We start from the raw sequence: 21,506 nt of genomic DNA, 5'->3' as shown, positions 1-21,506 counted from the left end.
ACTCAGACCTCTGGCACGATTACTTAGGAAACTGCGCGCCGGCACACGGCGACCAGCAATGCGGAGCAGCCAGTGAAAAACTCACTCGCCGCTCCGCCACCGCCGCCTCCCTTCGCGTTGGCCGCAGCCGTGCTGACCGGTCCGGCAAAAGCGCACGCGAGCGACGCGTGGCGGCTCGTTGCCGCACCGCAAACTCGAAAGCAACACGCTATGCTTCCCGACATCCCTCGTGGTCGTGACGCGGCGCGACGGCAGCGAACGCCCGACTGACAAATCCATCGATCAGCGCCTGCGCTTCTCCGGCGGACAACCCCATTTTCCGCTCGGCAAAGCGCGCCAAATCCGCGGGCCACGGTGCCGTCAGCAGATAGTCCAGGTGCGCCGGTCGCAAATCGATCGCCGCGCAATGCAGCGCCTGCCGCGTGAGCGGCAGCAACGCGCTGTGCCGCTCCGTCCAGCCGTGCTCGGCGAACTCGAGATAGAGCGTCGGGTCGGGACCGTAGAGTTTGTCGCCCACCACACGCCGGCCCAGCCATTCCGCGTGCGCGCGGATCTGATGCTTGCGCCCCGTGAACAACTCCACGCCGACCATCGTGTAGCCGCCGCGCACGATTAGCGGATGGAAAACCGTCCGCGCTTCCTGCGCGCCGGCGGTGCCGGACTCCACGACGCGCTGCTTCACGGTGACGTTGGCCGTCGGATCCGGCCCGAGCGCCTGATTCACTTCCGTCCGTTCCGCGAGCTCGCCTTCGAGGATGGCCACGTAGGCCTTGCCAATGAGCCGCTTGGCCATCGCCTTTTGCAGCCGGCTGCCCGTCGCCTCGTCCTTCGCGAGAATAATCACTCCAGAGGTCTCGCGATCGAGCCGATACACGAAGCGGATGGTTTGCAGTCCCATTCCTTCGCGCAGTGCCCCCGCGAGGCTCGACCACGGTCCGTTTTTGGACGGGTGGACGACGAGCCAGCCGGGTTTGTCGATCGTCAGCAGGCGCTCGTCCTCGAACCTCACCCAGCCCGGCAAGTCGGCCGGATTCACGAGCGGCGCTTCGGGCGGTGGCAGCGGTTGGTCGTCAAGCAGGGACATGCGGGGACGTTCAAAATTATTGTGCGTTATAACCGACACCGCGAGGTTGCCTCCGCGACGGCATGAGCTATGCGTGTGGGTGTCGAATGAAGCACTTTCCCACAAGGAAAGAATGGCCGGCCCACACGGGCGGCCTCGTCGACATACCGCACGCCGCAGAGAGGGACTTTGCCCCGTGCTTTTCCTCAACCAGAAAGGATACCCATGAATAGCTCCCACGAAGTGATCGTTACAGGCATCCACCTCGAACTGACCCCGTCCCTGAAGTTCTACGTCCGGGAAAAAATGGAGCGACTGTTCCGACACGAGGCGCACATCGTCCGCGTGAAAGTCGAACTCGAGTGCGACCGCAAGCACGACCGACAGCACAAGTTCATCGCCAAAGCGCACGTCCAGCTCCGCGGCCCCGACATCAACGCCACCGTCAATTCGGAGGATTGCCACAAGTCCATCGATCTCCTCGTCGACAAGCTCGACCACTCCGTCCGCCGCCGCCACAGCCTCGCCAAGGACAAGCGCAACCATCCGCACGCCGTCGAATGGCAGGATGTCACGCTGCCGAAGGCAGTCTGAGCGACACGCAACCCCCTCACTTTTTCGAGCCCGCCCACCGGCGGGCTCTTTTCTTTTCCAGGACGAGCTACGCGCTCCCGCCTCGCGCCTTCACGGGAAAGCAGGAACGCCAACCTACCCCACGCGCCGAACTAATCCCCCGAACGGCCTAAACCTTTTCAGTTTCCAAAATCCTGCCCCGGGCCTTCTATGACACGACCTCCGCTATGCCCGGCAAACTCCTCCTCTCCGGCCGCGACCTGACCTTGTCCCGCCTGCGCCGCGCTCTCGCCCGCCGCGAAAAACTCGCCCTCACTGCCGACGCCCGCCGCCGTATCCGCGCCTCCCGCGCGATCGTCGACCGCCTGCACGACGATCCGACGCCGCACTACGGCATCAACACCGGCTTCGGCGTCCTCGCGCACCAGCGCGTGCCCGCCGCCGACCTCGAAAAGCTCCAGGAAAATCTCATCCTCAGCCACGCCGTCGGCGTCGGCGACGAAGTGCCCGCGGAAATCGTCCGCCTCATGCTGCTCCTCAAGGTCAACGGCCTCGCCGTCGGCATGTCGGGCGTCACGCCGCGCGTCGTCGATCACCTCATCCGTTTCTACAACGAGGACGCGCTCCCCATCGTCTACACCAAAGGCTCGCTCGGCGCCTCCGGCGATCTCGCGCCGCTCGCGCATCTCGTGCTGCCGTTGCTCGGCCTCGGCGAAATGATCTTTCGCGGCAAACGCCAGTCCGCCCGCGCCGTCCTCAAACAGCTCGGCCTCGCCCCGCTGAAGCTGCAATCCAAGGAAGGCCTCGGCCTGATCAACGGCACGCAATTCATGTCGGCCTACGCCGTGCATTGCCTCCTGCGCGTCGAAAATCTCCTCAAGACCGCCGACCTCGCCGCCGCCACCACGCTCGAAGCCGCCCGCGGCAGCGCCGCACCGTTCGACGCGCGCATCCACGCCGCCCGCCCGCACTCCGGCCAGCGCGAAGTCGCCCAAAACATCCGCGCGCTGCTCGCCGACTCGAAGATCCTCCCGTCGCACGCGCACTGCGGCAAGGTCCAGGACCCCTACTCGCTCCGCTGCGTCCCACAGGTGCACGGCGCCGTGCGTCTCGCGTTCGGACACGCGCGCAGCGTCGTGGAAACGGAAATCAACTCCGCCACCGACAACCCGCTCATCTTCGAGAACGGCGACGTCGTCAGCGGCGGCAACTTCCACGGCGAGCCGCTGGCGTTCGTCATGGACTACCTCGCCATCGCCACCGCCGAACTCGCATCGATCTCCGAGCGCCGCATCTACATGCTGCTCCACGGCGACACCATCGGCGACCTCAAGGTCCCGAAGCTCCTCATGAAGGACACCGGCCTCAACTCCGGCTTCATGATCCCGCAATACACCGCCGCCGCGCTCGTCTCGGAAAACAAAGTCTTCGCGCACCCCGCCTCCGTCGATTCGATCCCGTCCTCGCTCGGCCAGGAAGACCATGTCTCGATGGGGTCGATCAGTGCGACGAAGCTCCTCGAAGTCGTGAAGAACACCGAAACCGTGCTCGCCATCGAGTTCATGTGCTCCGCGCAAGGCCTCGAGTTCCTTCGGCCGCTCAAAGCCGGCCGCGGCGTCGAAGGCGCCGTCGCCGCCGTGCGTCGCGTCATCCCCTTCGCCCAAGCCGACCGCCTCTTCCACGACGACGTCCAGACCGCCCTCGCCCTCGTCCGCAGCGAGCAACTCGTCGACGCCGCTGAAAAAGCAGCCGGCCACCTGTGCTGACTCCGCCCTTCGCGATGAAACCATCGTTCCGTCCCTGCACGTCTGCGGACAGCGAGTGGGCCTACGAACTGAAACGCGAGGCCTACCAGCCCGTGGTCGAACGCCAGTTCGGCCCGTGGGACGAGGCGTTTCAACGGCGGCTCTTCGCCGAGCGTTGGAAGCCCGAGTTCAGCCGGCTTATCCTCGTCGACGATCAGCCGGTCGGACTGCTCGCCGTGCGGGAGCGAGCCGAGGAGCACTGGATCGATGAGATTCAACTCGCGGCTCCATGGCGCGGCCGGGGACTGGGCACGCTTTTGATCAAAGCCGAAATCGAACACGCGCGCACGCTCGGCAAGGCCGTGTCCCTGCAAGTCCTGCGCGAAAACACCCGTGCTCGGAATCTCTACCAGCGCCTCGGCCTCCGCGTCAGCGCCGAGACCGCCACGCACCATCGCATGACCTCGGCTCCAGTCACCGCACTCCCTTAGCGCTCTACCCATGTCACGCTCCCGCTCCGCCGCCGCACGAAAACTCCCCGCCTCCAAACCGCGTCCCGTTCGCGCACCACGCGGCACGATGCGCACTTGCCAGTCGTGGGCCGCCGAAGCTGCGCTGCGCATGCTCCAGAACAACCTCGATCCCGAAGTCGCCGAGCGGCCGAACGACCTCGTCGTCTACGGCGGACGCGGCAAGGCCGCGCGCAACTGGGCCTGCTTCGACGCCATCCTCGCCACGCTCCCCAAGCTCGCACCCGACGAGACGCTGCTCGTGCAATCCGGCAAACCCGTCGGCGTCGTCCGCACTCACGTCGACGCCCCACGCGTGCTCCTCGCCAACAGCAACATCGTGCCCGCGTGGGCGACGCAGGAGCGCTTCGACGATTTCGAGAAACGCGGCCTGATGATGTATGGCCAGATGACCGCTGGTTCGTGGATCTACATCGGCACGCAAGGAATTCTCCAAGGCACCTACGAGACTTTCGCCGAGTGCGGCCGCCAGCACTTCGGCGGCGACGAGTGCGCTAGCCTCGGCGGCACGCTCGCCGGCCGCCTCTGCGTCACCGGCGGCTGCGGTGGCATGGGCGGCGCGCAACCGCTCGCGATCACCATGGCCGAGGGCACCTGCCTCATCGCCGACGTCGACAAGTCACGCCTCCAAAAACGCGTGCACGACCGCTACCTCGACGAAATCGCTCCGTCGCTCGACGAAGCGATCGATCGCGCCGTCCTCTACGCCGAACACCGCAAGGCGCTCAGCGTCGGTGTCGTCGCCAACATCACCGATCTCCTCGAACGTCTTCTCGCGCGCAAAATCCACGTCGACGTCCTCACCGACCAGACGAGTGCGCACGACCCGCTCGTCGGCTACGTGCCCGTCGGCTACGACCTCAAGGCGGCTGCCAAGCTGCGCAAAGCCGACCCGAAGAAATACCAGAAGCTCTCGCTCGCCTCGATGGCGCGCCACGTGAAGGCGATGCTCAAGCTCCAAGCGCGCGGCGCGAAGACCTTCGACTACGGCAACAACCTCCGCCAGCACGCGTTCAACCAAGGCGTGAAGCGCGCGTTTGATTTCCCGGGCTTCGTCCCCGCCTACATCCGCCCACAATTCTGTCTCGGCCGCGGTCCTTTTCGCTGGGTCGCGCTCTCCGGCGATCCCGCCGACATCGCCGCCACCGACCGTGCGCTCATGGAACTGTTTCCCAAAGACCAAGCGCTCCACCGCTGGCTGAAAATGGCCGGCGAACGCGTCGCGTTCCAAGGCCTCCCCGCGCGCATCTGTTGGCTCGGTCTCGGCGAACGTCACCGCGCTGGCCTGCTCTTCAACCAAATGGTCGCCGACGGCCGCGTGAAAGCGCCGATCGTCATCGGCCGCGACCATCTCGACTGCGGCTCCGTCGCCAGCCCGAACCGCGAAACCGAAGCGATGAAGGACGGCTCCGACGCCATCAGCGACTGGGCGATCCTCAATGCCATGGTCAACATCGCCAGCGGCGCCTCGTGGGTGAGCTTCCACCACGGCGGCGGTGTCGGCATCGGCTACTCGCAACACGCCGGACAGGTCATCATCGCCGATGGCACGCCCGAAGCCGCGCGCCGGCTCGAGCGCGTCCTCACCAACGACCCGATGATGGGCGTCTTCCGCCACGCCGACGCCGGCTACGAACAGGCACAGGAATGCGCCGAGCGCTTGAACGTGCCGGTGCCGATGAAAAACTGGTGAGCGTCCGATGAAGTCCATTCCCCACCTCCTTCCCGCCCAATGGCCCGCCGATCTCTCGCGCGCCCGATTCGCCTCCACGTTTCGCACCGATAATCCCGACGGCTGCCAGATCGCGCTGCTCGGCCTCCCCGACGACCGCGGCGTCTGGATGAACAACGGCCGCCCCGGCGCCGCGCACGGCCCCGCCGCTTTCCGGGAGGCGCTCTGTCGCTACGGCGCCGCCGAGCCCGCCGCCGGCGAACTGCCGCGCGTGTTCGACGCCGGCAACGTCGAGGTCTCCGACTCGCTCGAGGAAACGCACCGGCGCGTCACCGCCGTCACTGGCGCGCTGCTCGACGCCGGTCTCTTTCCCATCGCAATCGGTGGCGGCCACGACCTCACCTACCCGTTCGTGCGCGCCGTCGCCGCGCGTTTTCCGAAACCCGTCGGCGTTTACTTCGACGCCCATCTCGACGTCCGCGAGACCACCGGCTCCGGCATGCCGTTCCGCCGACTCGTCGAGGATTGCGGCGTGAAACAACTGCACGTCCACGGCCTGCGCCCGCTCGTGAACTCGCGCGAGCACTTCGGCTGGTTCGCCTCGCACGGCGGCATCACCCATCCCGACCGCGCGAAGGTCGCGCTCCCGCGCGCGAAGCACCTTTTCGTCAGCTTCGACCTCGACGTCCTCGATGCCGCGCAAGCTCCCGGCGTCAGCGCGCTCAATCCCTCCGGCTGGTCCGTCGCCGACGCCGAACGCTGGGTGCGCGCCTGCGGCGCGAACCGCACCGTGCGCTGCTTCGACCTCATGGAGCTGAGCCCGGCGCACGACCTCGACGGCCGCACGGCGCGGGTGGCCGCGCATCTCTTCCTGACCTTCCTGCTCGGCTTCGGCAAACGCTGACGGAGCCGGAAATGTAGGGGCGCAGTCTTGCTGCGCCCTGGCGCATCGGTTTTCCTCGGGCGCAGCAAGACTGCGCCCCGACGATCGAAGCAAACGAAATGCCCTCTCTCCTTATCCGCAACGCCCGCATCCTCACGCTCGCCGGCCCCGCCGGTCCCCGCCGCGGCAAGGCCCTGCGTGAACTCGGCGTCCTCCCGCAAGGCGAGGTGCTCGTGATCGACGACAAGATCGCGGCTGTCGGCGCCAAGGTCGAGGCCCCCGCTGACACGCAGGTCATCGACGCTGCCGGACGCGTGCTGATGCCAGCATTCGTCGATTGCCACACCCACGCCTGCTGGGCCGGCGACCGCCTCGACGAATGGGAAAAAAAACTCAACGGCGTCCCCTACCTCGACATCCTCAAGTCCGGCGGCGGGATCCACGCCACCGTCCGCGCCGTGCGCGAAGCGACGCAGAAGCAGCTCGCGGCCGGCCTACGCGAGCGCCTCGGCCAAATGCTCCGCGGCGGCACGTCTACCGTGGAGGTGAAGAGCGGCTACGGCCTCAATACCGAGGCGGAGCTGAAAATGCTCCGCGCCATCCGTCGCGCCGCGAGCGATTGGCCCGGCACCGTCGTCGCCACGGCACTGCTCGGCCACGCCGTCGAGGGTGACGTCGAAGATTACTCCCGCATGGTGACGAAGGAAATGCTCGCCGAGGTCTCGCGTGAGTTTCCCGACATCGCGGTCGACGCGTTCTGCGAAAAGGAAGCGTGGACCGTCGAGGCGTGCGTGCGGTTCTTCGAGAAGGCCCGCAAGCACCACCCGATCCGCGTGCACGCCGACCAGTTCAATCCGCTCGGCATGATCCCCGAGGCGATCCGGATGCACGCGCGCAGCGTCGATCACCTCGAGGCGTCCACCAAGGCCGACCTGACCGCGCTCGCTGAGTCGAACACCTTCGGCGTCATTCTCCCCTGCACCGGCCTGCACACCGACCAGCGCTTCGCCAAGGCCGGTTTCTTCGCCGATCGCGGCGGCGCGCTCGCCCTCGCCACAAATTACAACCCCGGCTCGTCACCGACGCACTCGATGCCGCTCGCCATTGCCACCGCCGTCCGGTTCTGCGGCCTGCTGCCCGCCGAGGCGATCGTCGCGTCGACCTACAATCCCGCCCAGCTGCTCGGCTTCACGGATCGCGGCTCGATCGAAGTCGGCAAGCGCGCCGATCTCGTCCTGCTCTGCCACAAAGACGAGCGCCAGCTCGCCTACGAACTCGGTGGCAATCCCGTCGATGCAGTGATCTGCGGCGGGGCACGCGTCCTCTGAAGGCGACGCTAGGCGCGAGTGCGGGGACAAACGAAGTCCTCGCGGGATTTTCCATTTTCGTCGCAAAGCGGTGGCGCGCCTTCGCCGACGCGTTGATGTTTCGCGCCGGTTTTCCTCCATTTCGCCTCTATGTCCGACCAACCTCACCCGACATCGCTCATTCACCATCTGTTGATCCGCGGACTGCTCGACACCGGTCGCGCCCCCACTGGAGCGGAATTGGCGGCCGGCGCCCAGCTCTCGACCGAAGACGTCGAGGCGGTCATGCGCGAACTCGACGCGTCGCACGGTCTGGTCCTTCACCCGCATCGCTGCGAGCCATGGATCGTGCATCCATTTTCCACCTCGCCGACGCACACCTGGGTCGCCGCGCGCGAGCACGGTTGGTGGGCGCCGTGCCTGTGGTGCGGCCTTGGGATTTCCGCCCTGCACCGCGAACCGGTCGTGATCCACACCCGCATCGGCGCGGAAAGCGAACCGATCGAAATCCCGGTCGATCAAGGCGTGCCGCGGCGAGAGGACTTGTGGGTGCACTTCCCCGAGCCGCCGCGTCTCGCGTGGGGCAATGTCCACCATTTCTGCGCGCGCCTCGTCGCGTTCCACTACGAGGCCGACGCCCGCGAGTGGACACATCGCCATGGCTTCAAGCTCGGACAGGTGCTGCCGATCGCGCAGCTCGGCGACCTCGCGCGTCGTTGGTATGGCCGCCACGCCGATCGGGCGTGGACAAAATGGAGCATCGCCCAAGCGCGCGACATCTTCGCTCAGAGCGGGCTGACCGGCGAGTTCTGGAGCCTGCCGGGTGGGGACGGCAAGTTCTGACGCCTGGCGAACGGCCGTTCAATGCTCGCCTGGCCGCTCCGCCGGAGCGACACCCGGGCGGATATCCTTCGTCATGCGCTCGAACACGGGCGGCTCCGCGTCCTTGATTTCGAAATCCCGCTCGGCGCTGAGCTTCACGTCGCGCAGCGTCACGCCGCGAATCGGGTTATCGGGCAGACCGATGATTTTTCCCGCGCGACGCGAGCCGGAGATCGTGACGTTGTCGATGAGCACATCGCGGATTGAAGGCACCTTCGTCGGGTCGCCGCGAAAATCCGGCCGATTGTTGTCGGTGTAATCGAGCTGCAGGACGATCGCGTTCTCCACGTCCTTCATCGTGAGGCCGGTGTAGCGGATGTTTTCCACCAGACCGCCCGCGCCGCGCATGGACTTGATGCGAATGCCGTTGTCGGTGCCCTCCAGCGTGCAATTGCAGACGAGCATGTTCCTCACGCCGACCGTCGTCTCGGAGCCGATGGAGATGCCGTGGCCATGCCGGATCGTGCAGTTCTCGATGAGGATGTTCGTGCCGCCGGACTTGATCACGATGTCGTCGTCGCCGGTGTCGATGAGGCAGTCGCGAATCAGGAAATTTCTCCCCGGCCCCGGATCGATCGCGTCGGTGTTGGGCGCGCTGCCGTCCCACGGGGCGAAGACCTTCACCCGCTCGATCGTGAGGTCGTTGATGTGCTTCGGCACGAGGTGGAACATCGGCGAATTCCGCAGCGTGACATCCGACACCAACAGGCGCTCGCAACCGTCGACGACGATCAGGTGGGAGCGACGATAAACGAGGCGGCGGGGTTCCGTCGCCTTGGCGTTGCGCGCCGCGCGCTCGGACCATTTCCACCAATGGGCACCGTTTCCGTCGATGGTGCCCGGACCGGTGAGGGCGACGTCGTGGAGCTTCTTGCCGCTGATCAGCGGATCGAGCACGGGCACCTTCTCGCGCACCTCCGCCTGGCTCTTCAGCGTTTCGGGCTCGGGCAGACCGGCTTCGGTGAAAGTCGCGGGGGCCTGGATCACCGCGCCCTCCTCCAAGTGCAGGTCGAGATTCGAGCAAAGCTTGATCGGCCCGGTGCGGAATGTGCCCCGCGGCACGATGAGCCGTCCGCCGCCCGCATTCGAGACGGCAGCGAGAGCTCGCGCAAACGCGTCCGTGTTCATCGTCTTCGCGTCGCCGACTGCGCCAAAGTCCGTCAGCTGGAAGACGCGCTCGGGAATCGTCGGCCGCGCCGGGCGGAGGTTTTCCACCGCCGCCACGTCCACTTCCGCAGCGAAGAGACAGCCACTCGCCACCCAGGCAAAGGCGACAACCGCTAACGGCAGAAATTTCATGACACCGAAAAATTTCATGACACCGAACCTAGAGGCGCCCACACACCGACTCAATAGCCCGCCGCGTCGTAGGGGCCTTGGCCGCGTCCGTAGATCAAGATCATGCGCTCGAAGGTGCACACGAGTCGGCCTTCGTGCGTCTTCGCCACCGTGCGCACGTGCACGATGCCCTGCCCCGGACGCGACTTCGACTCGCGTTTCTCGAGCACGGTCGACTCCGCGTAAACCGTCTCGCCCGCCAGCACCGGGCCGTGGAATTTGACGTTCTTCCACGCCAGATTCGCGACGATCTTCGAAAAGGTCTTCGTCATCATGCCGGTCAACACCGCCAGCACATGCGTCGGATTGATCGGCAGCGCGCCGCGTCCGAGCTGGGCGTGAAAATGCAAATCGGTGAGAGCGGGCGTTTGGTCGAGCGAACGCAACGTCTGCTGCATGCTCTCATCCGCCGTGAAGCTCTTGCCCGGCCGGTGCTCGTAGGTCTCACCCACGACGATGTCCTCGAAGAACAGCCCCATGCGCTCGAGAAAGACTCCGGGCGCGACTTCGATGTGCGAGGCGTGACGAGCTTCCATGGTCAGTAATCGAGGCGGGTGAAATCGTCATGCCCGGCGCGCGCGACGAGCGCCTCCCAGACGAGGATCGCGACGGTTTCGCCGCGCTGATTGAGGCCGTGCGTCCGCACTTTCACGCGGCCGGCGTTCGGCGTATCGGGATTCGCCGCGTGTTCGAGAATCTCCGACTCGGCATAGAGTGTGTCGCCGCCGAAAGTCGGCTTCGGCAGCGTGATCTCGTCGAAGCCGAGCAACTGCACGCGCTTCGCGAAGGTTTTCCAAGTCATGCCGAGCACGACCTTCGTCGTGAGCGTCGAGTCCATGAGGCACCGTTTCCATTCCCCGTGCGCGGCGAACTGCTCGTCGAAATGCAGCATCTGCTGGTTCAACGTGTCGAGGCACTCGTCGCGGCTGTCCTGCTGCGACAGCGTGACGCCGGGACGATGCCTGAACTTCTGGCCCGCCGCGAACTGCTCGAAATCCAGCCCGAAGCGCTCGCGGAAGCGTTGCGGGCCGGTGGACACGTAAGCGGAGAAATTGCTCATGATTCAGGTGCCCGCGCGGGCGAGGATGCGTTGCGCCGAGCGATACATCGGCACGTCGATCATCTGGCCGTCGATCACCGCAACATTGCCGCGAGCGGCCTCGAACGCGGCGACGATGCGCTGCGCACGCGCCATCGCCGCCTCCGTCGGCTGGAACGCTGTTTTGATCGCCGCGCATTGCCGGGGATGAATCGCCAGCTTGCCGGCGAAACCCAGCGCGCGCACCCCGGCGCATTCCTCCGTGAGGCCGGTCAGGTTCTCCAAGTCGATGAACGGCTGGTCGAGCGCGAGCACGCCGGCCGCCGTAGCGGCGTGGACGACCTGCGTGCGCGGCCAAAGCAACGCATCCCACGTCGGTTCGCCGCCCGTCTCCGCCGAAAGATCGAATCCACCGAACGCCAGCGCGGCGACCTGCGGCGAGGCGGCGGCGATCTCCGCCGCGTGGCGCACGCCCAACACCGTCTCGATCAGGCACACGAGGCGCGGTGCGCCGAAGAGCTTGCGCGCGGCCTCGTGCACTTCGGCTGCCGATTGCACCTTCGGCAGCACCACCGCGTCGAGCCGCAGCGCCGCGGCGTTCAGCGCGTCGAGATCGGCGCGGCCGTGCGCCGAACGCAGATCGTTCACCCGCACCGCCGTCGCGAAAGGCGGCGTGCCGACGCGACCGTGCTGCCTGAGCCAGGCGATCGTCTCGCTGCGCACGCGGTCCTTGTCGGTGATCGGCACGGCGTCCTCCCAATCGACGATGATGCCGTCCGCGCCGCTCGCGGGAACTTTCTCGAAACGGTCAGGGCGCGTGCCGGGCGTGAACAGCAGCGAGGTGAGCCGGGGGTGCGACATCGCGGCCACTGAAAGCGCTTTTCTCCCGCGAGGGAAACAAAAAGCAGACCACGGCGCGTGCGGCCAGAAGCTAACAGAAAACGCGCTGTGCCGAAGCGGTAGCCGGCGACCTCGGTCGCGCCCCTGAGAGCACCGCGCGTGTGCCTGCACGCTGCCTACCGTGGAAACGCGGTTTTCAGATAGCCGCTTGTCGTCGCGAAGCCCGCGTCGGACGACGCTTCAGGTTGTCGCCCGGTCGCCGGCGATGGAAAATTCACAGATCACCCGCGTGCCGAGCGCCGGCTGCGAATCGACCACGAACGTGCCACCGATCATGTTGGCGCGGTATTCCATCAGGCGCAGTCCGCCTTTGCGCACGGTTCGCGCATCGGCGTCGAAGCCCTTGCCGTCATCGGCAATCGCCAGGCGAAAATCGCCACCACCCTGCGCCGCAAGCGTGACCTCGATGTTCTTCGCTTCGCTGTGGCGGAGCGCGTTGTTGATCGCTTCCTGCGAAATCCGGTAGAGCTGCACGCCGGTGAGGTGGTCGCAGTCGAACTGCGGCGGGCTGCGAAAGCGGCAGCGCACGCCTTGGATGACCTCGGTGGTCTCGACCAATTCCGTGAGCGCCGAGAGCAACCCGCCGGCTTGCTCCAGTTGCACCGGGCAAAGGCCGCGCGCCAGTGCGCGGGATTCGAGGGTCGCGTCGTTCGAGAGCGCAGCGATGAGGCTGGCTTGCTCGGCGTTCAGCGCGTCGCCGGAGACCAGTCGGTCGCGCAGCGCGGTCGCGAGGCACGCAAGGCCGGTCAGTTTCTGCCCGAGTCCGTCGTGGAGGTCGGCGCCGATGCGCTGTTGCTCGGCGTCGATCACGGTGAGGAGCCGTTGCTCGAGCCAGCGGCGTTCGGTGACGTCGCGGCCGAGGAAGGTCACGCCCGCACCCGGGCTGCCGACGGCATAGAAATCGGCGTGCCACTCGCGGTCGTTGGCCTGGCCGCGGAGGGTGAAGCTCACCTCCTCGTGGCGTTGCGCGCGCTCGAGCGCGTCCCGGCTTTGGGGGAAAAGATCGGCGAAGACCGCCCCGGAAATCGTTTCGGCGGCGATGCCGCAGTGCGCGAGTTTGCCGCGCGCCTCGACCACCTGACCGGAGGCGTCGAGCCGGCCGACGATCACCGGCAGGTTCTTCATGATGTTGTCGAGGAGCTGCGCCTGCCGGAGGCGCTCCTCCTCCGAGCGGACGCGCTCCGTGATGTCGACGGCGGCCAATCCCTGCAACTGGCGGTCGAGCGACACGGTCATGGGGAACGTCGTCACCAACCAGCACCTTTCCTGGTGTCGGAGAATCCACGGCGTGGCGCTTTCGCGCGGGCGCAGGTCGCCATCGAAGTCGCGGATGTGTTCCGCGAAGAGCCGGTTTTGAAAAAGCACCGCGCCTTCGTGGTCGCAGATCGCGACGGCGCACGGGACGTTGTGCATGAACAGCTCGAGCTGGCTCTGGCTCTGGCGCAGTTCCCGCAGCGTGTCGCTGTGGCGGAGCGCGTAACGGATCGAGCGTTCGAGCTGGCCGGTGGTGAGGCCGTTCTTGCAGAGATAGTCCGCGGCGCCGGCGCGGGTGGACTCGCGGTCGATCTCGGGGCTGTCGTGACCGGTGAGGAGGATCACGGGCAGGTGGCAGCTTTTCGCCTGCGCCATGCGGACGAGTTCGAGTCCCGTTTCCACACCGAGACGATAATCGACGATCGCGACGTCGTGGCCGCCGCGCTCGAGCGCCTCGAGGCCCGCCACATAGCTGGCCGCCCACTCGAGCCGGTAGGCGGCGAAGGTGTGGCGGGTGAGCAGCCGCGAGACGACGAGGTAATCGTTCTCGTCGTCGTCGACGACCAACACGCGGATGGGCGCGGCGGCGGCGGTCCCTTGCGGTAGCGGTTGGTTGAGCGTTGGGTTCACGGAGACAGACGCGGGAGGGAGGAAGCGCGCCGCGGTCCGTGCAAGCTCAGACGCTATCCTGCGACTTCACCCATTGGATGGCGTAGCGCACGAGCTCGGCGCCGGATTCGAGGCTGAGCTTGAGTTTCAGGTGTTCGCGGTAGGAGTCGATGGTCTTCACGCTGAGGTTGAGTCGCTCCGCGATCTGGCGCGTGGCGTAGCCGTTGCCGATGAGCTGGAAGACTTCCATTTCGCGGTCGCTCAGGCTCTCGACGGGTGAGGTGACTTCGCCGCTGCGGCTGTTCACGAGGCGCGAGAGCATGCGCGCGCGCACGCGGTCGCTGATGTAGAGTTCGCCGGAGCTGATTTTCTCGAGGGCCTCGATCACGCGCTCACTGGCTTCGTGCTTCATCAGGTAGCCGCGCGCGCCGGCGCGGAGGGCCCGCTCGGCGAACAGCTCTTCGTCGTGCATCGAGACGATGAGGATCAACAGGTCGGGCGAGTGCGCCTTCAGGTTTTTCGTCAGCTCGATGCCGTTGGCCGAGCGCAGGGCGATGTCGACGATGGCGATGTCCGGCTTGAGTTTCGCGGCGAGATCGACGGCTTGGGCCGCGTTGTCGGACTCGCCCACGACCGTCATCCCGGGCTGCTGGCCGATGAGCATGCGGAGCCCCTGGCGGGTGATCGGATGGTCGTCGACGAGCAGGATTTTCCGGGCGGTGGACGGAGCGGGCGCGGCGGCGGAGCTGTCGCCGTCGGCGGACGATGGGGCCTTCATTCGAGTTGGCATTGATTGCCCGTCGACACCGGCGAGCAAGACAAAGTGCCATCGGGAAATCCCCCAAAAACGGGCGGGTGTCCCCAAACGGCAAAGGCCGCGCGGACTTCGCAGTCCACGCGGCCTTTGTTGGTGTTGGTGTGTGTCAGTGACGCCGTAGGGCGGTCAAATTGCGGTGCCGCCGCGCTCGCCGGTGCGGATGCGGATGCACTCCTTGAGTTCCTGGATGAAGATCTTGCCGTCGCCGACTTCGCCTTCCTTGCCGGACTTCGCGGCTTTCAGGATGGCGTTGACGGTGATGTCTTCGAAGGCGTCGTTGCAGGCGATCTTGATCTCGATACGCGGAATCAGGTTCGGGATGACCTTCTGACCGCGCTGGAACTCGATCTCCTGCTGTTGGCCGTGGCCGGAGACGCGGCTCACGGTGATGCGCTCGATTTCGGCGTCGATGAGGGCCTGGCGGACCTCGTCGAGTTTCTCTTCGCGGATGATGGCGGTGATAAGCTTCATGGTCGGGGCGCTCCTTAGTTGAGGTTGTTGAGGCCGTAGCCGCGCTCGCCGTGGAGGTCATGGTCCATGCCGGCGCGTTCGGACTGCTCACTGAGGCGGAGGCCGACGGTCTTCTGGACGATGAAGCCGATGATCAGCGTCATCACGACCGCGAAAGCCACCGTGGCGCCGACCGCGAAGATCTGCGTCTTGAGCTGGCCCATGAGCGTCCAGCCGTCGGGCTTGGCCCAGCTGTCGCGAATGAAGAACGTGAGGGCGATGGCACCGATGATGCCGCCTGCGCCGTGCACGCCGAACGCATCGAGCGTGTCGTCGTAGCCGAACTTGCCCTTGAGCGTGATGACGAAGTAGCAGCCGACCGCGGCGATGACGCCGAGCGCGATCGCGCCCTTGACGCCGACCACACCCGCGGCGGGCGTGATGGCCACGAGGCCGGCGAGGATGCCGGAGGCGAGACCGAGCGAGGTCGGTTTGCCGTGCGCGAAGGCTTCGATGAGCACCCAGGTGAGCGCGCCGGTGGCGGCGGCGACCTGCGTGACCGTGAGGGCGCGCGCGGTGTCGATGTTCGAGGCGACCGCGGAGCCGGCGTTGAAGCCGAACCAGCCGACCCACAGGAGACCGGCGCCGAGGAGAACCATCGTCAGGTTATTCGGCGAAGTGGAGAGCTTCGGGTGACCGAGGCGCGGTCCGACGAACAGCGCGAGCACGAGACCGGAAATACCAGACGAGATGTGGACGACCGTGCCGCCCGCGAAGTCGATCGCACCCATCTTGAAGAAGTAACCGTCACCGGCCCACACCCAGTGGCAGAGCGGCGCGTAAACGAAGATGACCCAGAGCGTGATGAAGACCGCCCAGCCGCGGAAGCTGATGCGCTCGGCGACCGCGCCGGCGATGAGCGCCGGAGTGATGATGGCGAACTTGCCCTGGAACATCGCGAAGACGTATTCGGGCACGTTGTAGGACATGATCGTCTGATCGATGCCCGAGAGGAACAGCAGGTCTTTGTTCCAGCCCACGAAGCCGCCGAGGATATTCGGGCCGAAGGCCAGCGAGTAACCCGCGACTGCCCAGATGACGCCGACGATCGCCATGGCGATGAACGAGTGCATCATGGTGCCGAGGACGTTTTTCGTGCGGACGAGGCCGCCATAGAAAAGCGCCAGGCCGGGGACCATCAGCAACACGAGCGTCGTCGAGACGAGCATCCACGAGGTGATGCCTGAATCGACGGTCGGGGCGGGTGGCGTCGCGGCCTGCGCGAGCGCGAACGTTGGCAAGGAAAGCACGGCGGCTCCGGCCGCGAGCTTCCGTAGTGGGTGTGTGTTCATCATGTGTGGTAGGGGTAAGGGACCCGCCCGCCCTAACGCAGAGCCCGTGCCAATCGCGCCGGAGCGCGCGTGTCATCGGAAAATTTATGCCGCCGCACCGCGCCGGCCGCGCGTCGCGTCAGTTCTTCGACGGATCGTCGGGCTCGTCCGCGAGCAATTTCAGCTCGGGATCGAGCGACCCCAGAATCAAACGCCACAGCGCCGGACCGTCCTCGGCACCGAGGTTGTAGTTGGCCGGTCCCGCGACGAACCAGGTGTTCTGCTTCATCTCGTTTTCGAGCTGCCCCTTCCCCCAGCCCGAGTAGCCGAGAAAGCCGCGCAGCGTGTAGCCCGGCTCGGCCACCAGCGCTGTCGCGCGCTCCGGATCGAGGCCGAATTGCAGCTCGAATTCGCCCGACTCGTCGCGCCACCGCCACGCCGCGAGAATGAGCTTTTGCGTCTCGACCGGCCCACCGGTGTAGAGCGGGACCTTGGCCAGCGGACTCAGCGCGAAATCCGGACTGATCTCGTCGAGCCGCCGACGCAGCGGGCGATTGATTACCACTCCCAACGCGCCGTCCGCATCGTGCGCCGACATGAGCACGACGGTGCGGCCGAAATTCGGATCCTTCATCGCCGGATGCGAGAGCAACAGGCTGCCCGCGAAACTCTCCTTCGGATTCGAGCGGCGCGGTTTCATGGCGAGGTGGACAACTGCGGGAGCACGCCGTCGCATCGGCGCGCGGCCGCGTCAGAGCTTCGAGATTTTCACGCCTGCATCGGCGAGGATCGGCGCCACGAACGGGTCGTTGTTGTAGTCGGTGTGATACTTGACCTCCGCGATGCCGGCCGCCGCGAGGATCTTCGCGCAATTGATGCACGGATAATGGGTCACGTAGGCCGTGCAGCCCTCGACGCTCGACCCGCGCCGCGCGGCATCCGCCACGGCGTTCTGCTCGGCGTGCACGGTGGCGGTCTCGTGGTTGTCGCGGATGCGCGAGACGTGAGGCGTGCCGGGCAGCCAGCCGTTGTAGCCGGCCGCGACGATGCGGTTGCGGCGCTCGCCGCCGGTCACGATCACGCAGCCGACGTTCAGGCGCTCGCAGTTCGAGCGCGACGAGATCAAGGTCGCCGTCGCCATGAAATACTCGTCCCAACTCGGTCGATGCTCGAAGCGAGCGGTCGCCTCGGCGATGAGATCGATGGGGTTGCTCGGAGCCGTCTCGCGCGGAGCGGCGGCGGGAGCGGTGGGATTCAAGCCAGCCTCCATGCCGCCACGCTGCCGGCCGACCGCGCGCTGGCAAGCCTCAGCTGCGTCTTGCACGCCTCCGCCCCGCCCCTCAACCTGCCGCGAATGGCCTCGCTCCAGCAACTCACCGACTACTGCGACCGGCGCACCCGGCGCTCGTCCTTCAAGGACTACCCCGGCGCGGTCAACGGCCTGCAAGTCGCCAACGACGGACGTGTCACGAAGATCGGCGCGGCCGTCGACGCGGGCCTCGTGCCGTTCGAGCAGGCGGTCGAGTGCGGCGTGGATTTTCTGGTCGTGCATCACGGACTCTTCTGGGGCGGAGCGCAGCCGCTCACCGGGCCGGCCTACGAACGCTACGCGACGCTCATCCGCGGCAACTGCGCGGTCTACTCGTCGCACCTGCCGCTCGATGCGCACGCCGAGCTCGGGAACAACGTCCTGCTCGCCCGCCAGCTCGGTCTGAAACCCAAGGGCCGCTTCCTGCCGCACGACGACGATTTCGTCGGCTGGACCGCGCCGAACAAATTCAAGCGCGCACAACTCCGCAACCGTCTCGAAGAACTCTACCCGCGCGTCGTGGCGCTCGAGTTCGGCGCCGCGCTGCCGAAGCACATCGCGTTTTGCAGCGGCTCGGGCAACAGCGCCATCGCCGCGCTGCCCGCGACCGGCATCGACACGCTCGTGACCGGCGAACTCCGCGAGGAGTGGTTCAACTTCGCGCAGGAACAGCGCCTCAACATCTACTGCTGCGGCCACTACGCGACGGAAACGCTCGCGGTGAAGGCGCTCGCCGCCGAGCTCGCGAAGAAATTCCGCCTCCCGTGGGTGTTCATCGACACGGAGAATCCCCTTTGAAGACCTTCGCCATCCTCCACGGCCCGAACCTCAATCGCCTCGGCAAACGCGAGCCGCACATCTACGGCACCGCCACGCTCAAGGACCTCGAGCAGCTCATCCGCACCGAAGCCAAGCGCCTCGGCGTGCGCGTCGTGTTCTTCCAGTCGAACCACGAAGGCGCGCTCATCGATCGCATTCATGCGCTCGCCGACCGCGGCGTCTCCGGCTTCGTCGTGAACTTCGGCGCCTACACGCACACGAGCATCGCGCTGCACGACGCCTTGAAAAGCGTCGCGCCGCTGTCCGCCGTCGAGGTGCACATTTCGGATATCAAAAAGCGCGAAAAATTCCGCCGCCATTCCTACACCGCCGCCGCCTGCGTCGCGATGATCAGCGGCAAGGGTTTCCCCGGCTACCTCGAGGCGCTGCAACTCCTCGCCGCGCGCGCCTGACCGCGCCGCGCGTTCCGTCCTCGGTTCTCCGTCATCAGTCTTACGCTTCATGGGCCAGCATCTTCCCGATTTCACCGAGCCGCGTTGGTTCGTCTGTCATACCAAGCCGCGCTGCGAAAAGAAATTCGCCGATCTGCTCGCGCGCGAGAAATTCGACCACTACCTCGCACTCATCGAGAGCGTGCGCCGCTACGGCGCGCAGAAGAAGGTTTTCACCAAGCCGCTCTTCGCCGGCTACGTCTTCGCGCAAATCATCCCGGAAAAGAAAACACGCGTCTACCAACAGGACCTCCTCGTCCGCGCCCTCATGGTCGAGAACGAGCCCGTCTTCCTCCGCCAACTCGCCGACGTGAAAGCCGTCTGCGCGTCGGGCTACGAAGCCGCGCTGCACCCGCTCATCCGGAAGGGCACGCGCGTGCGCGTCAGCGGCGGTGCGCTCAACGGCCTCGAAGGTTATGTGGACGATCCCGTGAACCCGAAGGGAATCGTCGTGTCCGTGGACGTGTTGCAACAAGGCTTGTTGGTCCGCCTGCCGCTGGAAAGCCTGCAACCGCTCCCGTGACGCCACGCGCCCTTCTCGCTTCCCTCGCCCTCCTCCTCGCGATCGCCACGCCCGGCGCCACCGCAGACCACGCCCCGGCGCCCGCCGCCGAAAATATGCAGACACCGCCGGGAGCACCGCGCCTCTTCGACCGTATTCGCGGCTTGTTCGACATCGACCTGCCGCACCTCGATCCACCGGGCACATTTCACATCACCTTCAATCCGCGCTTCGGCGACCTGCTGCATCGCGACTACATCCGCCTGCCCACGGGAATCCGTTGGGCCGTGAACGACCAGCTGGGCTTCAACGTCGAAGCTGAAGCCTACGCCACCCACGGCCTGGGCGGCGGCACGACCAACCACGGGGTGGGACTCATGCGCTTCGGCGGCAAGTATCTCCTGCCCCGCTGGCCGCTCGCCGAATACGAAACCAGCGTCGGCCTGAACATGGATTTGCCTGTCGGCTCGCCGCCCCGCGACCTGACCGACGGACACAACCACTACTCGCCGTTCCTCGTCGTGCAGCACCACGACGAGGCACACCCGCGTTGGACCGAGTTCGTCGGTTTCAGCGCCGACTTCATCACGCCCTCGCATGTGCAGGGCGGCTTCGGCCTCAACACCCCACACGACGACTCGCTGTCGTTCACCAGCGGCGCCGTTTACGACATGGGCCAGCTCAAGTGGACCGTGCAGGCCACCTACACCACCACGCTGCTGCTCAGCGGCACCGACGACAATTTCTTCACCGTGCGTCCCAGTGTCCTCTGGTTCGTGCCGCGACGCTTCACGTTCAACTCGAAGACGCAGTGGATCGTGGGCTTCGGCGCCCGCTCGACCTGGGGACCCGACGGCTACGAATTCTCCACCGGCACCCGCGTCCGCGCCGAACTCACCTTCGGCCAGGCCCTGCAAAAACTCCGCGGCGCCTTCGACTACCGGCGTTAGTCGCCGCCATATCGGTGCAGCAGCAGCACCGTGCAGTTCCACGCGGCGTGCACCGCCGCCGTCACCCAGAAACCCCGCGCCCGGCGGCCCGCCGACACGAACGCATACGCCAGCACCGCGCCCGCGGCGCAGCCGTAGACGATGTAGCCCAAGCTGTAGAAATGCTGGAGCCCGAAGCACAGGGCCGATAACGCGAACACCGTCCGCGGCCGCGACGCAAAGAATCGGGTGCCGGCGACGTAATCGAGAAACACTGTCTGACAAAGCCAAGTCTCCATGAGCGGCGCCAGCAGCATCGCCCCAAAAATCTGCATACCGAGTCTCATGCTATCGACCGTCTGCGGCAGCCACACGCCGAGCAGTGCATCGAGACCGACGCGCACGAACCCCGTCACGAAAGCGACGACGGCGAACAAAAGATAAAGCACCGCAACCAGCGTGCCGAACGATCGGCCGCGCAGCCACGCATCGAATACCTGCGCGCGCTTCATCCACCGTGCGCGACGCGCCGGCGGCTCGCTTTCCCCCGACCGAATTTCCGCCGCAGTCTGCTCGATCTCAGACATCAGAATCGCAGCCAAACCCAACCGCTCAGGTGCAACGCCACGCACGCGGCGAGCGCCGCAACGAAATCGTCTGCGACGATCCCCCACCCGCCCGGCCAGCGCTGCAGGCGCGAGATGCCGAACGGTTTCAGGATATCGAACACGCGAAACCACGCGAAGCCCACCGCGAGCACGACCCACTCCGGCCACACGCCGCCGAACGCGCGCGCCGCGCCGAGAAACACGAGCGGCATCACGACGAATTCATCGAGGATCACTTCGCCCGGGTCGCTTTTTCCCATGCGCCGCGAGGCTTCACCCGTGAGCCCGACCGCGAGATAGCTCGCGATCAGTGTGACCACGACCGTCGTCGGCCACGGCACATGTCGGAAAAACAGCAGCGCATAAAACACACCCGCCGCCGCGCCCCACGTCCCCGGTGCCGGCATCCGCATGCCGAGCGGACCGAGCGTCGCGATTTCCTGCACCCATTTGCCCGGCAGCAACGCCGGCCAGCGCGGCTCCTTCAGTTGCAT

24 protein-coding genes are annotated in these 21,506 nt (G+C 66.2%); 11 read left to right on the top strand and 13 right to left on the bottom strand.

The window, feature by feature from the left end; translation table 11 throughout:
* Window positions 1–208 precede the first annotated feature (208 nt).
* On the bottom strand, window positions 209–1,084 hold the full coding sequence (locus KF715_00695) for an RluA family pseudouridine synthase (GenBank protein ID MBX3735180.1): 876 nt from the start codon (window positions 1,082–1,084) through the stop codon (window positions 209–211).
* A gap of 204 nt (window positions 1,085–1,288) precedes the next feature.
* Here KF715_00695 and raiA point away from each other — a divergent pair, with 204 nt between their 5' ends.
* The 7 genes from raiA to KF715_00660 all read left to right on the top strand — a co-directional run bounded on the left by raiA (window position 1,289) and on the right by KF715_00660 (window position 8,616).
* On the top strand, window positions 1,289–1,657 hold the full coding sequence (gene raiA / locus KF715_00690) for a ribosome-associated translation inhibitor RaiA (GenBank protein ID MBX3735179.1): 369 nt from the start codon (window positions 1,289–1,291) through the stop codon (window positions 1,655–1,657).
* A gap of 206 nt (window positions 1,658–1,863) precedes the next feature.
* Window positions 1,864–3,402 carry a histidine ammonia-lyase gene (gene hutH / locus KF715_00685; protein ID MBX3735178.1) on the top strand — a complete coding sequence of 513 codons (1,539 nt, stop codon included), beginning with the start codon at window positions 1,864–1,866 and terminating at the stop codon, window positions 3,400–3,402.
* Between the two features lie 14 nt (window positions 3,403–3,416).
* On the top strand, window positions 3,417–3,872 hold the full coding sequence (locus tag KF715_00680) for a GNAT family N-acetyltransferase (protein ID MBX3735177.1): 456 nt from the start codon (window positions 3,417–3,419) through the stop codon (window positions 3,870–3,872).
* Window positions 3,873–3,882: 10 nt separating this feature from the next.
* Window positions 3,883–5,604: a urocanate hydratase gene (hutU, locus tag KF715_00675; GenBank protein ID MBX3735176.1), complete on the top strand. Its 1,722-nt coding sequence runs from the start codon at window positions 3,883–3,885 to the stop codon at window positions 5,602–5,604.
* Window positions 5,605–5,611: 7 nt separating this feature from the next.
* Complete coding sequence (locus tag KF715_00670) at window positions 5,612–6,487, top strand: formimidoylglutamase (GenBank protein ID MBX3735175.1); 876 nt, start codon at window positions 5,612–5,614, stop codon at window positions 6,485–6,487.
* Window positions 6,488–6,585: 98 nt separating this feature from the next.
* Window positions 6,586–7,794, top strand: coding sequence for an imidazolonepropionase (hutI, locus tag KF715_00665; protein MBX3735174.1), 1,209 nt, complete (start codon window positions 6,586–6,588; stop codon window positions 7,792–7,794).
* A gap of 129 nt (window positions 7,795–7,923) precedes the next feature.
* Window positions 7,924–8,616 carry a hypothetical protein gene (locus KF715_00660; GenBank protein ID MBX3735173.1) on the top strand — a complete coding sequence of 231 codons (693 nt, stop codon included), beginning with the start codon at window positions 7,924–7,926 and terminating at the stop codon, window positions 8,614–8,616.
* Window positions 8,617–8,634: 18 nt separating this feature from the next.
* On the opposite strand, the gene KF715_00655 is transcribed toward KF715_00660, so the two are convergent.
* The 10 genes from KF715_00655 to KF715_00610 all read right to left on the bottom strand — a co-directional run bounded on the left by KF715_00655 (window position 8,635) and on the right by KF715_00610 (window position 17,663).
* Window positions 8,635–9,954 (bottom strand): glycoside hydrolase family 28 protein, encoded by a 1,320-nt coding sequence (locus KF715_00655; GenBank protein ID MBX3735172.1) that lies wholly within the window; start codon window positions 9,952–9,954, stop codon window positions 8,635–8,637.
* 50 nt (window positions 9,955–10,004) lie between these two features.
* Window positions 10,005–10,529 (bottom strand): MaoC family dehydratase, encoded by a 525-nt coding sequence (locus KF715_00650; protein MBX3735171.1) that lies wholly within the window; start codon window positions 10,527–10,529, stop codon window positions 10,005–10,007.
* Between the two features lie 2 nt (window positions 10,530–10,531).
* Window positions 10,532–11,053 carry a MaoC family dehydratase gene (locus KF715_00645; protein MBX3735170.1) on the bottom strand — a complete coding sequence of 174 codons (522 nt, stop codon included), beginning with the start codon at window positions 11,051–11,053 and terminating at the stop codon, window positions 10,532–10,534.
* A 3-nt stretch (window positions 11,054–11,056) separates the two neighbouring features.
* Window positions 11,057–11,893: a CoA ester lyase gene (locus tag KF715_00640; GenBank protein ID MBX3735169.1), complete on the bottom strand. Its 837-nt coding sequence runs from the start codon at window positions 11,891–11,893 to the stop codon at window positions 11,057–11,059.
* A 219-nt stretch (window positions 11,894–12,112) separates the two neighbouring features.
* Window positions 12,113–13,816 (bottom strand): response regulator, encoded by a 1,704-nt coding sequence (locus KF715_00635; protein MBX3735168.1) that lies wholly within the window; start codon window positions 13,814–13,816, stop codon window positions 12,113–12,115.
* 46 nt (window positions 13,817–13,862) lie between these two features.
* The gene (locus KF715_00630; GenBank protein ID MBX3735167.1) at window positions 13,863–14,573 is read right to left on the bottom strand and encodes a response regulator transcription factor; all 711 of its coding nucleotides are present in this window, start codon (window positions 14,571–14,573) and stop codon (window positions 13,863–13,865) included.
* Window positions 14,574–14,738: 165 nt separating this feature from the next.
* Complete coding sequence (locus KF715_00625; GenBank protein MBX3735166.1) at window positions 14,739–15,083, bottom strand: P-II family nitrogen regulator; 345 nt, start codon at window positions 15,081–15,083, stop codon at window positions 14,739–14,741.
* 14 nt (window positions 15,084–15,097) lie between these two features.
* Complete coding sequence (locus KF715_00620) at window positions 15,098–16,417, bottom strand: ammonium transporter (protein ID MBX3735165.1); 1,320 nt, start codon at window positions 16,415–16,417, stop codon at window positions 15,098–15,100.
* A gap of 115 nt (window positions 16,418–16,532) precedes the next feature.
* Entirely contained in the window at window positions 16,533–17,093 is a 561-nt protein-coding gene (locus tag KF715_00615) for a YqgE/AlgH family protein (GenBank protein ID MBX3735164.1), read from the bottom strand.
* A 51-nt stretch (window positions 17,094–17,144) separates the two neighbouring features.
* A complete protein-coding gene (locus KF715_00610; GenBank protein MBX3735163.1) occupies window positions 17,145–17,663 on the bottom strand; it encodes a cytidine/deoxycytidylate deaminase family protein in 519 nt (172 codons plus the stop codon).
* A gap of 84 nt (window positions 17,664–17,747) precedes the next feature.
* On the opposite strand from KF715_00610, the gene KF715_00605 reads away from it, so the two are divergent.
* Genes KF715_00605 through KF715_00590 form a run of 4 tightly spaced genes read left to right on the top strand, consistent with a single transcriptional unit; the run spans window position 17,748 to window position 20,425 of the window.
* Complete coding sequence (locus KF715_00605; protein MBX3735162.1) at window positions 17,748–18,500, top strand: Nif3-like dinuclear metal center hexameric protein; 753 nt, start codon at window positions 17,748–17,750, stop codon at window positions 18,498–18,500.
* A complete protein-coding gene (locus tag KF715_00600) occupies window positions 18,497–18,934 on the top strand; it encodes a 3-dehydroquinate dehydratase (GenBank protein ID MBX3735161.1) in 438 nt (145 codons plus the stop codon). The genes KF715_00605 and KF715_00600 overlap by 4 nt, the downstream gene beginning before the upstream one ends.
* A gap of 49 nt (window positions 18,935–18,983) precedes the next feature.
* On the top strand, window positions 18,984–19,496 hold the full coding sequence (locus tag KF715_00595; protein MBX3735160.1) for a UpxY family transcription antiterminator: 513 nt from the start codon (window positions 18,984–18,986) through the stop codon (window positions 19,494–19,496).
* A complete protein-coding gene (locus tag KF715_00590) occupies window positions 19,493–20,425 on the top strand; it encodes a hypothetical protein (GenBank protein ID MBX3735159.1) in 933 nt (310 codons plus the stop codon). Before KF715_00595 ends, KF715_00590 begins: the two co-directional genes overlap by 4 nt.
* Here KF715_00590 and KF715_00585 read toward each other — a convergent pair.
* Together KF715_00585 and KF715_00580 are read right to left on the bottom strand one after the other, a co-directional pair.
* Window positions 20,422–20,991: a CPBP family intramembrane metalloprotease gene (locus KF715_00585; protein ID MBX3735158.1), complete on the bottom strand. Its 570-nt coding sequence runs from the start codon at window positions 20,989–20,991 to the stop codon at window positions 20,422–20,424. The two genes, KF715_00590 and KF715_00585, sit on opposite strands and share 4 nt — an antisense overlap.
* Window positions 20,991–21,506 carry a phosphatidylglycerophosphatase A gene (locus KF715_00580; protein MBX3735157.1) on the bottom strand — a complete coding sequence of 172 codons (516 nt, stop codon included), beginning with the start codon at window positions 21,504–21,506 and terminating at the stop codon, window positions 20,991–20,993. Before KF715_00580 ends, KF715_00585 begins: the two co-directional genes overlap by 1 nt.

It is taken from the genome of Candidatus Didemnitutus sp. (assembly GCA_019634575.1).
In the GTDB taxonomy this organism is placed as follows: Bacteria; Verrucomicrobiota; Verrucomicrobiia; order Opitutales; family Opitutaceae; genus Didemnitutus.
This window is presented reverse-complemented; position numbering and strand designations above follow the sequence as displayed.

Excerpts from the sequence above, each read along its gene's own strand:
- KF715_00695 (MBX3735180.1), bottom strand. The coding sequence starts at position 1,084 with ATGTCCCTGCTTGACGACCAACCGCTGCCACCGCCCGAAGCGCCGCTC.
- KF715_00610 (MBX3735163.1), bottom strand. The coding sequence starts at position 17,663 with ATGGAGGCTGGCTTGAATCCCACCGCTCCCGCCGCCGCTCCGCGCGAG.
- KF715_00670 (MBX3735175.1), top strand. The coding sequence starts at position 5,612 with ATGAAGTCCATTCCCCACCTCCTTCCCGCCCAATGGCCCGCCGATCTC.
- KF715_00630 (MBX3735167.1), bottom strand. The coding sequence starts at position 14,573 with ATGAAGGCCCCATCGTCCGCCGACGGCGACAGCTCCGCCGCCGCGCCC.
- hutU (MBX3735176.1), top strand. The coding sequence starts at position 3,883 with ATGTCACGCTCCCGCTCCGCCGCCGCACGAAAACTCCCCGCCTCCAAA.
- KF715_00620 (MBX3735165.1), bottom strand. The coding sequence starts at position 16,417 with ATGATGAACACACACCCACTACGGAAGCTCGCGGCCGGAGCCGCCGTG.
- KF715_00660 (MBX3735173.1), top strand. The coding sequence starts at position 7,924 with ATGTCCGACCAACCTCACCCGACATCGCTCATTCACCATCTGTTGATC.
- KF715_00640 (MBX3735169.1), bottom strand. The coding sequence starts at position 11,893 with ATGTCGCACCCCCGGCTCACCTCGCTGCTGTTCACGCCCGGCACGCGC.
- KF715_00655 (MBX3735172.1), bottom strand. The coding sequence starts at position 9,954 with ATGAAATTTCTGCCGTTAGCGGTTGTCGCCTTTGCCTGGGTGGCGAGT.
- KF715_00605 (MBX3735162.1), top strand. The coding sequence starts at position 17,748 with ATGGCCTCGCTCCAGCAACTCACCGACTACTGCGACCGGCGCACCCGG.
- KF715_00680 (MBX3735177.1), top strand. The coding sequence starts at position 3,417 with ATGAAACCATCGTTCCGTCCCTGCACGTCTGCGGACAGCGAGTGGGCC.
- hutH (MBX3735178.1), top strand. The coding sequence starts at position 1,864 with ATGCCCGGCAAACTCCTCCTCTCCGGCCGCGACCTGACCTTGTCCCGC.
- hutI (MBX3735174.1), top strand. The coding sequence starts at position 6,586 with ATGCCCTCTCTCCTTATCCGCAACGCCCGCATCCTCACGCTCGCCGGC.
- raiA (MBX3735179.1), top strand. The coding sequence starts at position 1,289 with ATGAATAGCTCCCACGAAGTGATCGTTACAGGCATCCACCTCGAACTG.
- KF715_00645 (MBX3735170.1), bottom strand. The coding sequence starts at position 11,053 with ATGAGCAATTTCTCCGCTTACGTGTCCACCGGCCCGCAACGCTTCCGC.
- KF715_00595 (MBX3735160.1), top strand. The coding sequence starts at position 18,984 with ATGGGCCAGCATCTTCCCGATTTCACCGAGCCGCGTTGGTTCGTCTGT.
- KF715_00650 (MBX3735171.1), bottom strand. The coding sequence starts at position 10,529 with ATGGAAGCTCGTCACGCCTCGCACATCGAAGTCGCGCCCGGAGTCTTT.
- KF715_00580 (MBX3735157.1), bottom strand. The coding sequence starts at position 21,506 with ATGCAACTGAAGGAGCCGCGCTGGCCGGCGTTGCTGCCGGGCAAATGG.
- KF715_00585 (MBX3735158.1), bottom strand. The coding sequence starts at position 20,991 with ATGTCTGAGATCGAGCAGACTGCGGCGGAAATTCGGTCGGGGGAAAGC.
- KF715_00625 (MBX3735166.1), bottom strand. The coding sequence starts at position 15,083 with ATGAAGCTTATCACCGCCATCATCCGCGAAGAGAAACTCGACGAGGTC.
- KF715_00615 (MBX3735164.1), bottom strand. The coding sequence starts at position 17,093 with ATGAAACCGCGCCGCTCGAATCCGAAGGAGAGTTTCGCGGGCAGCCTG.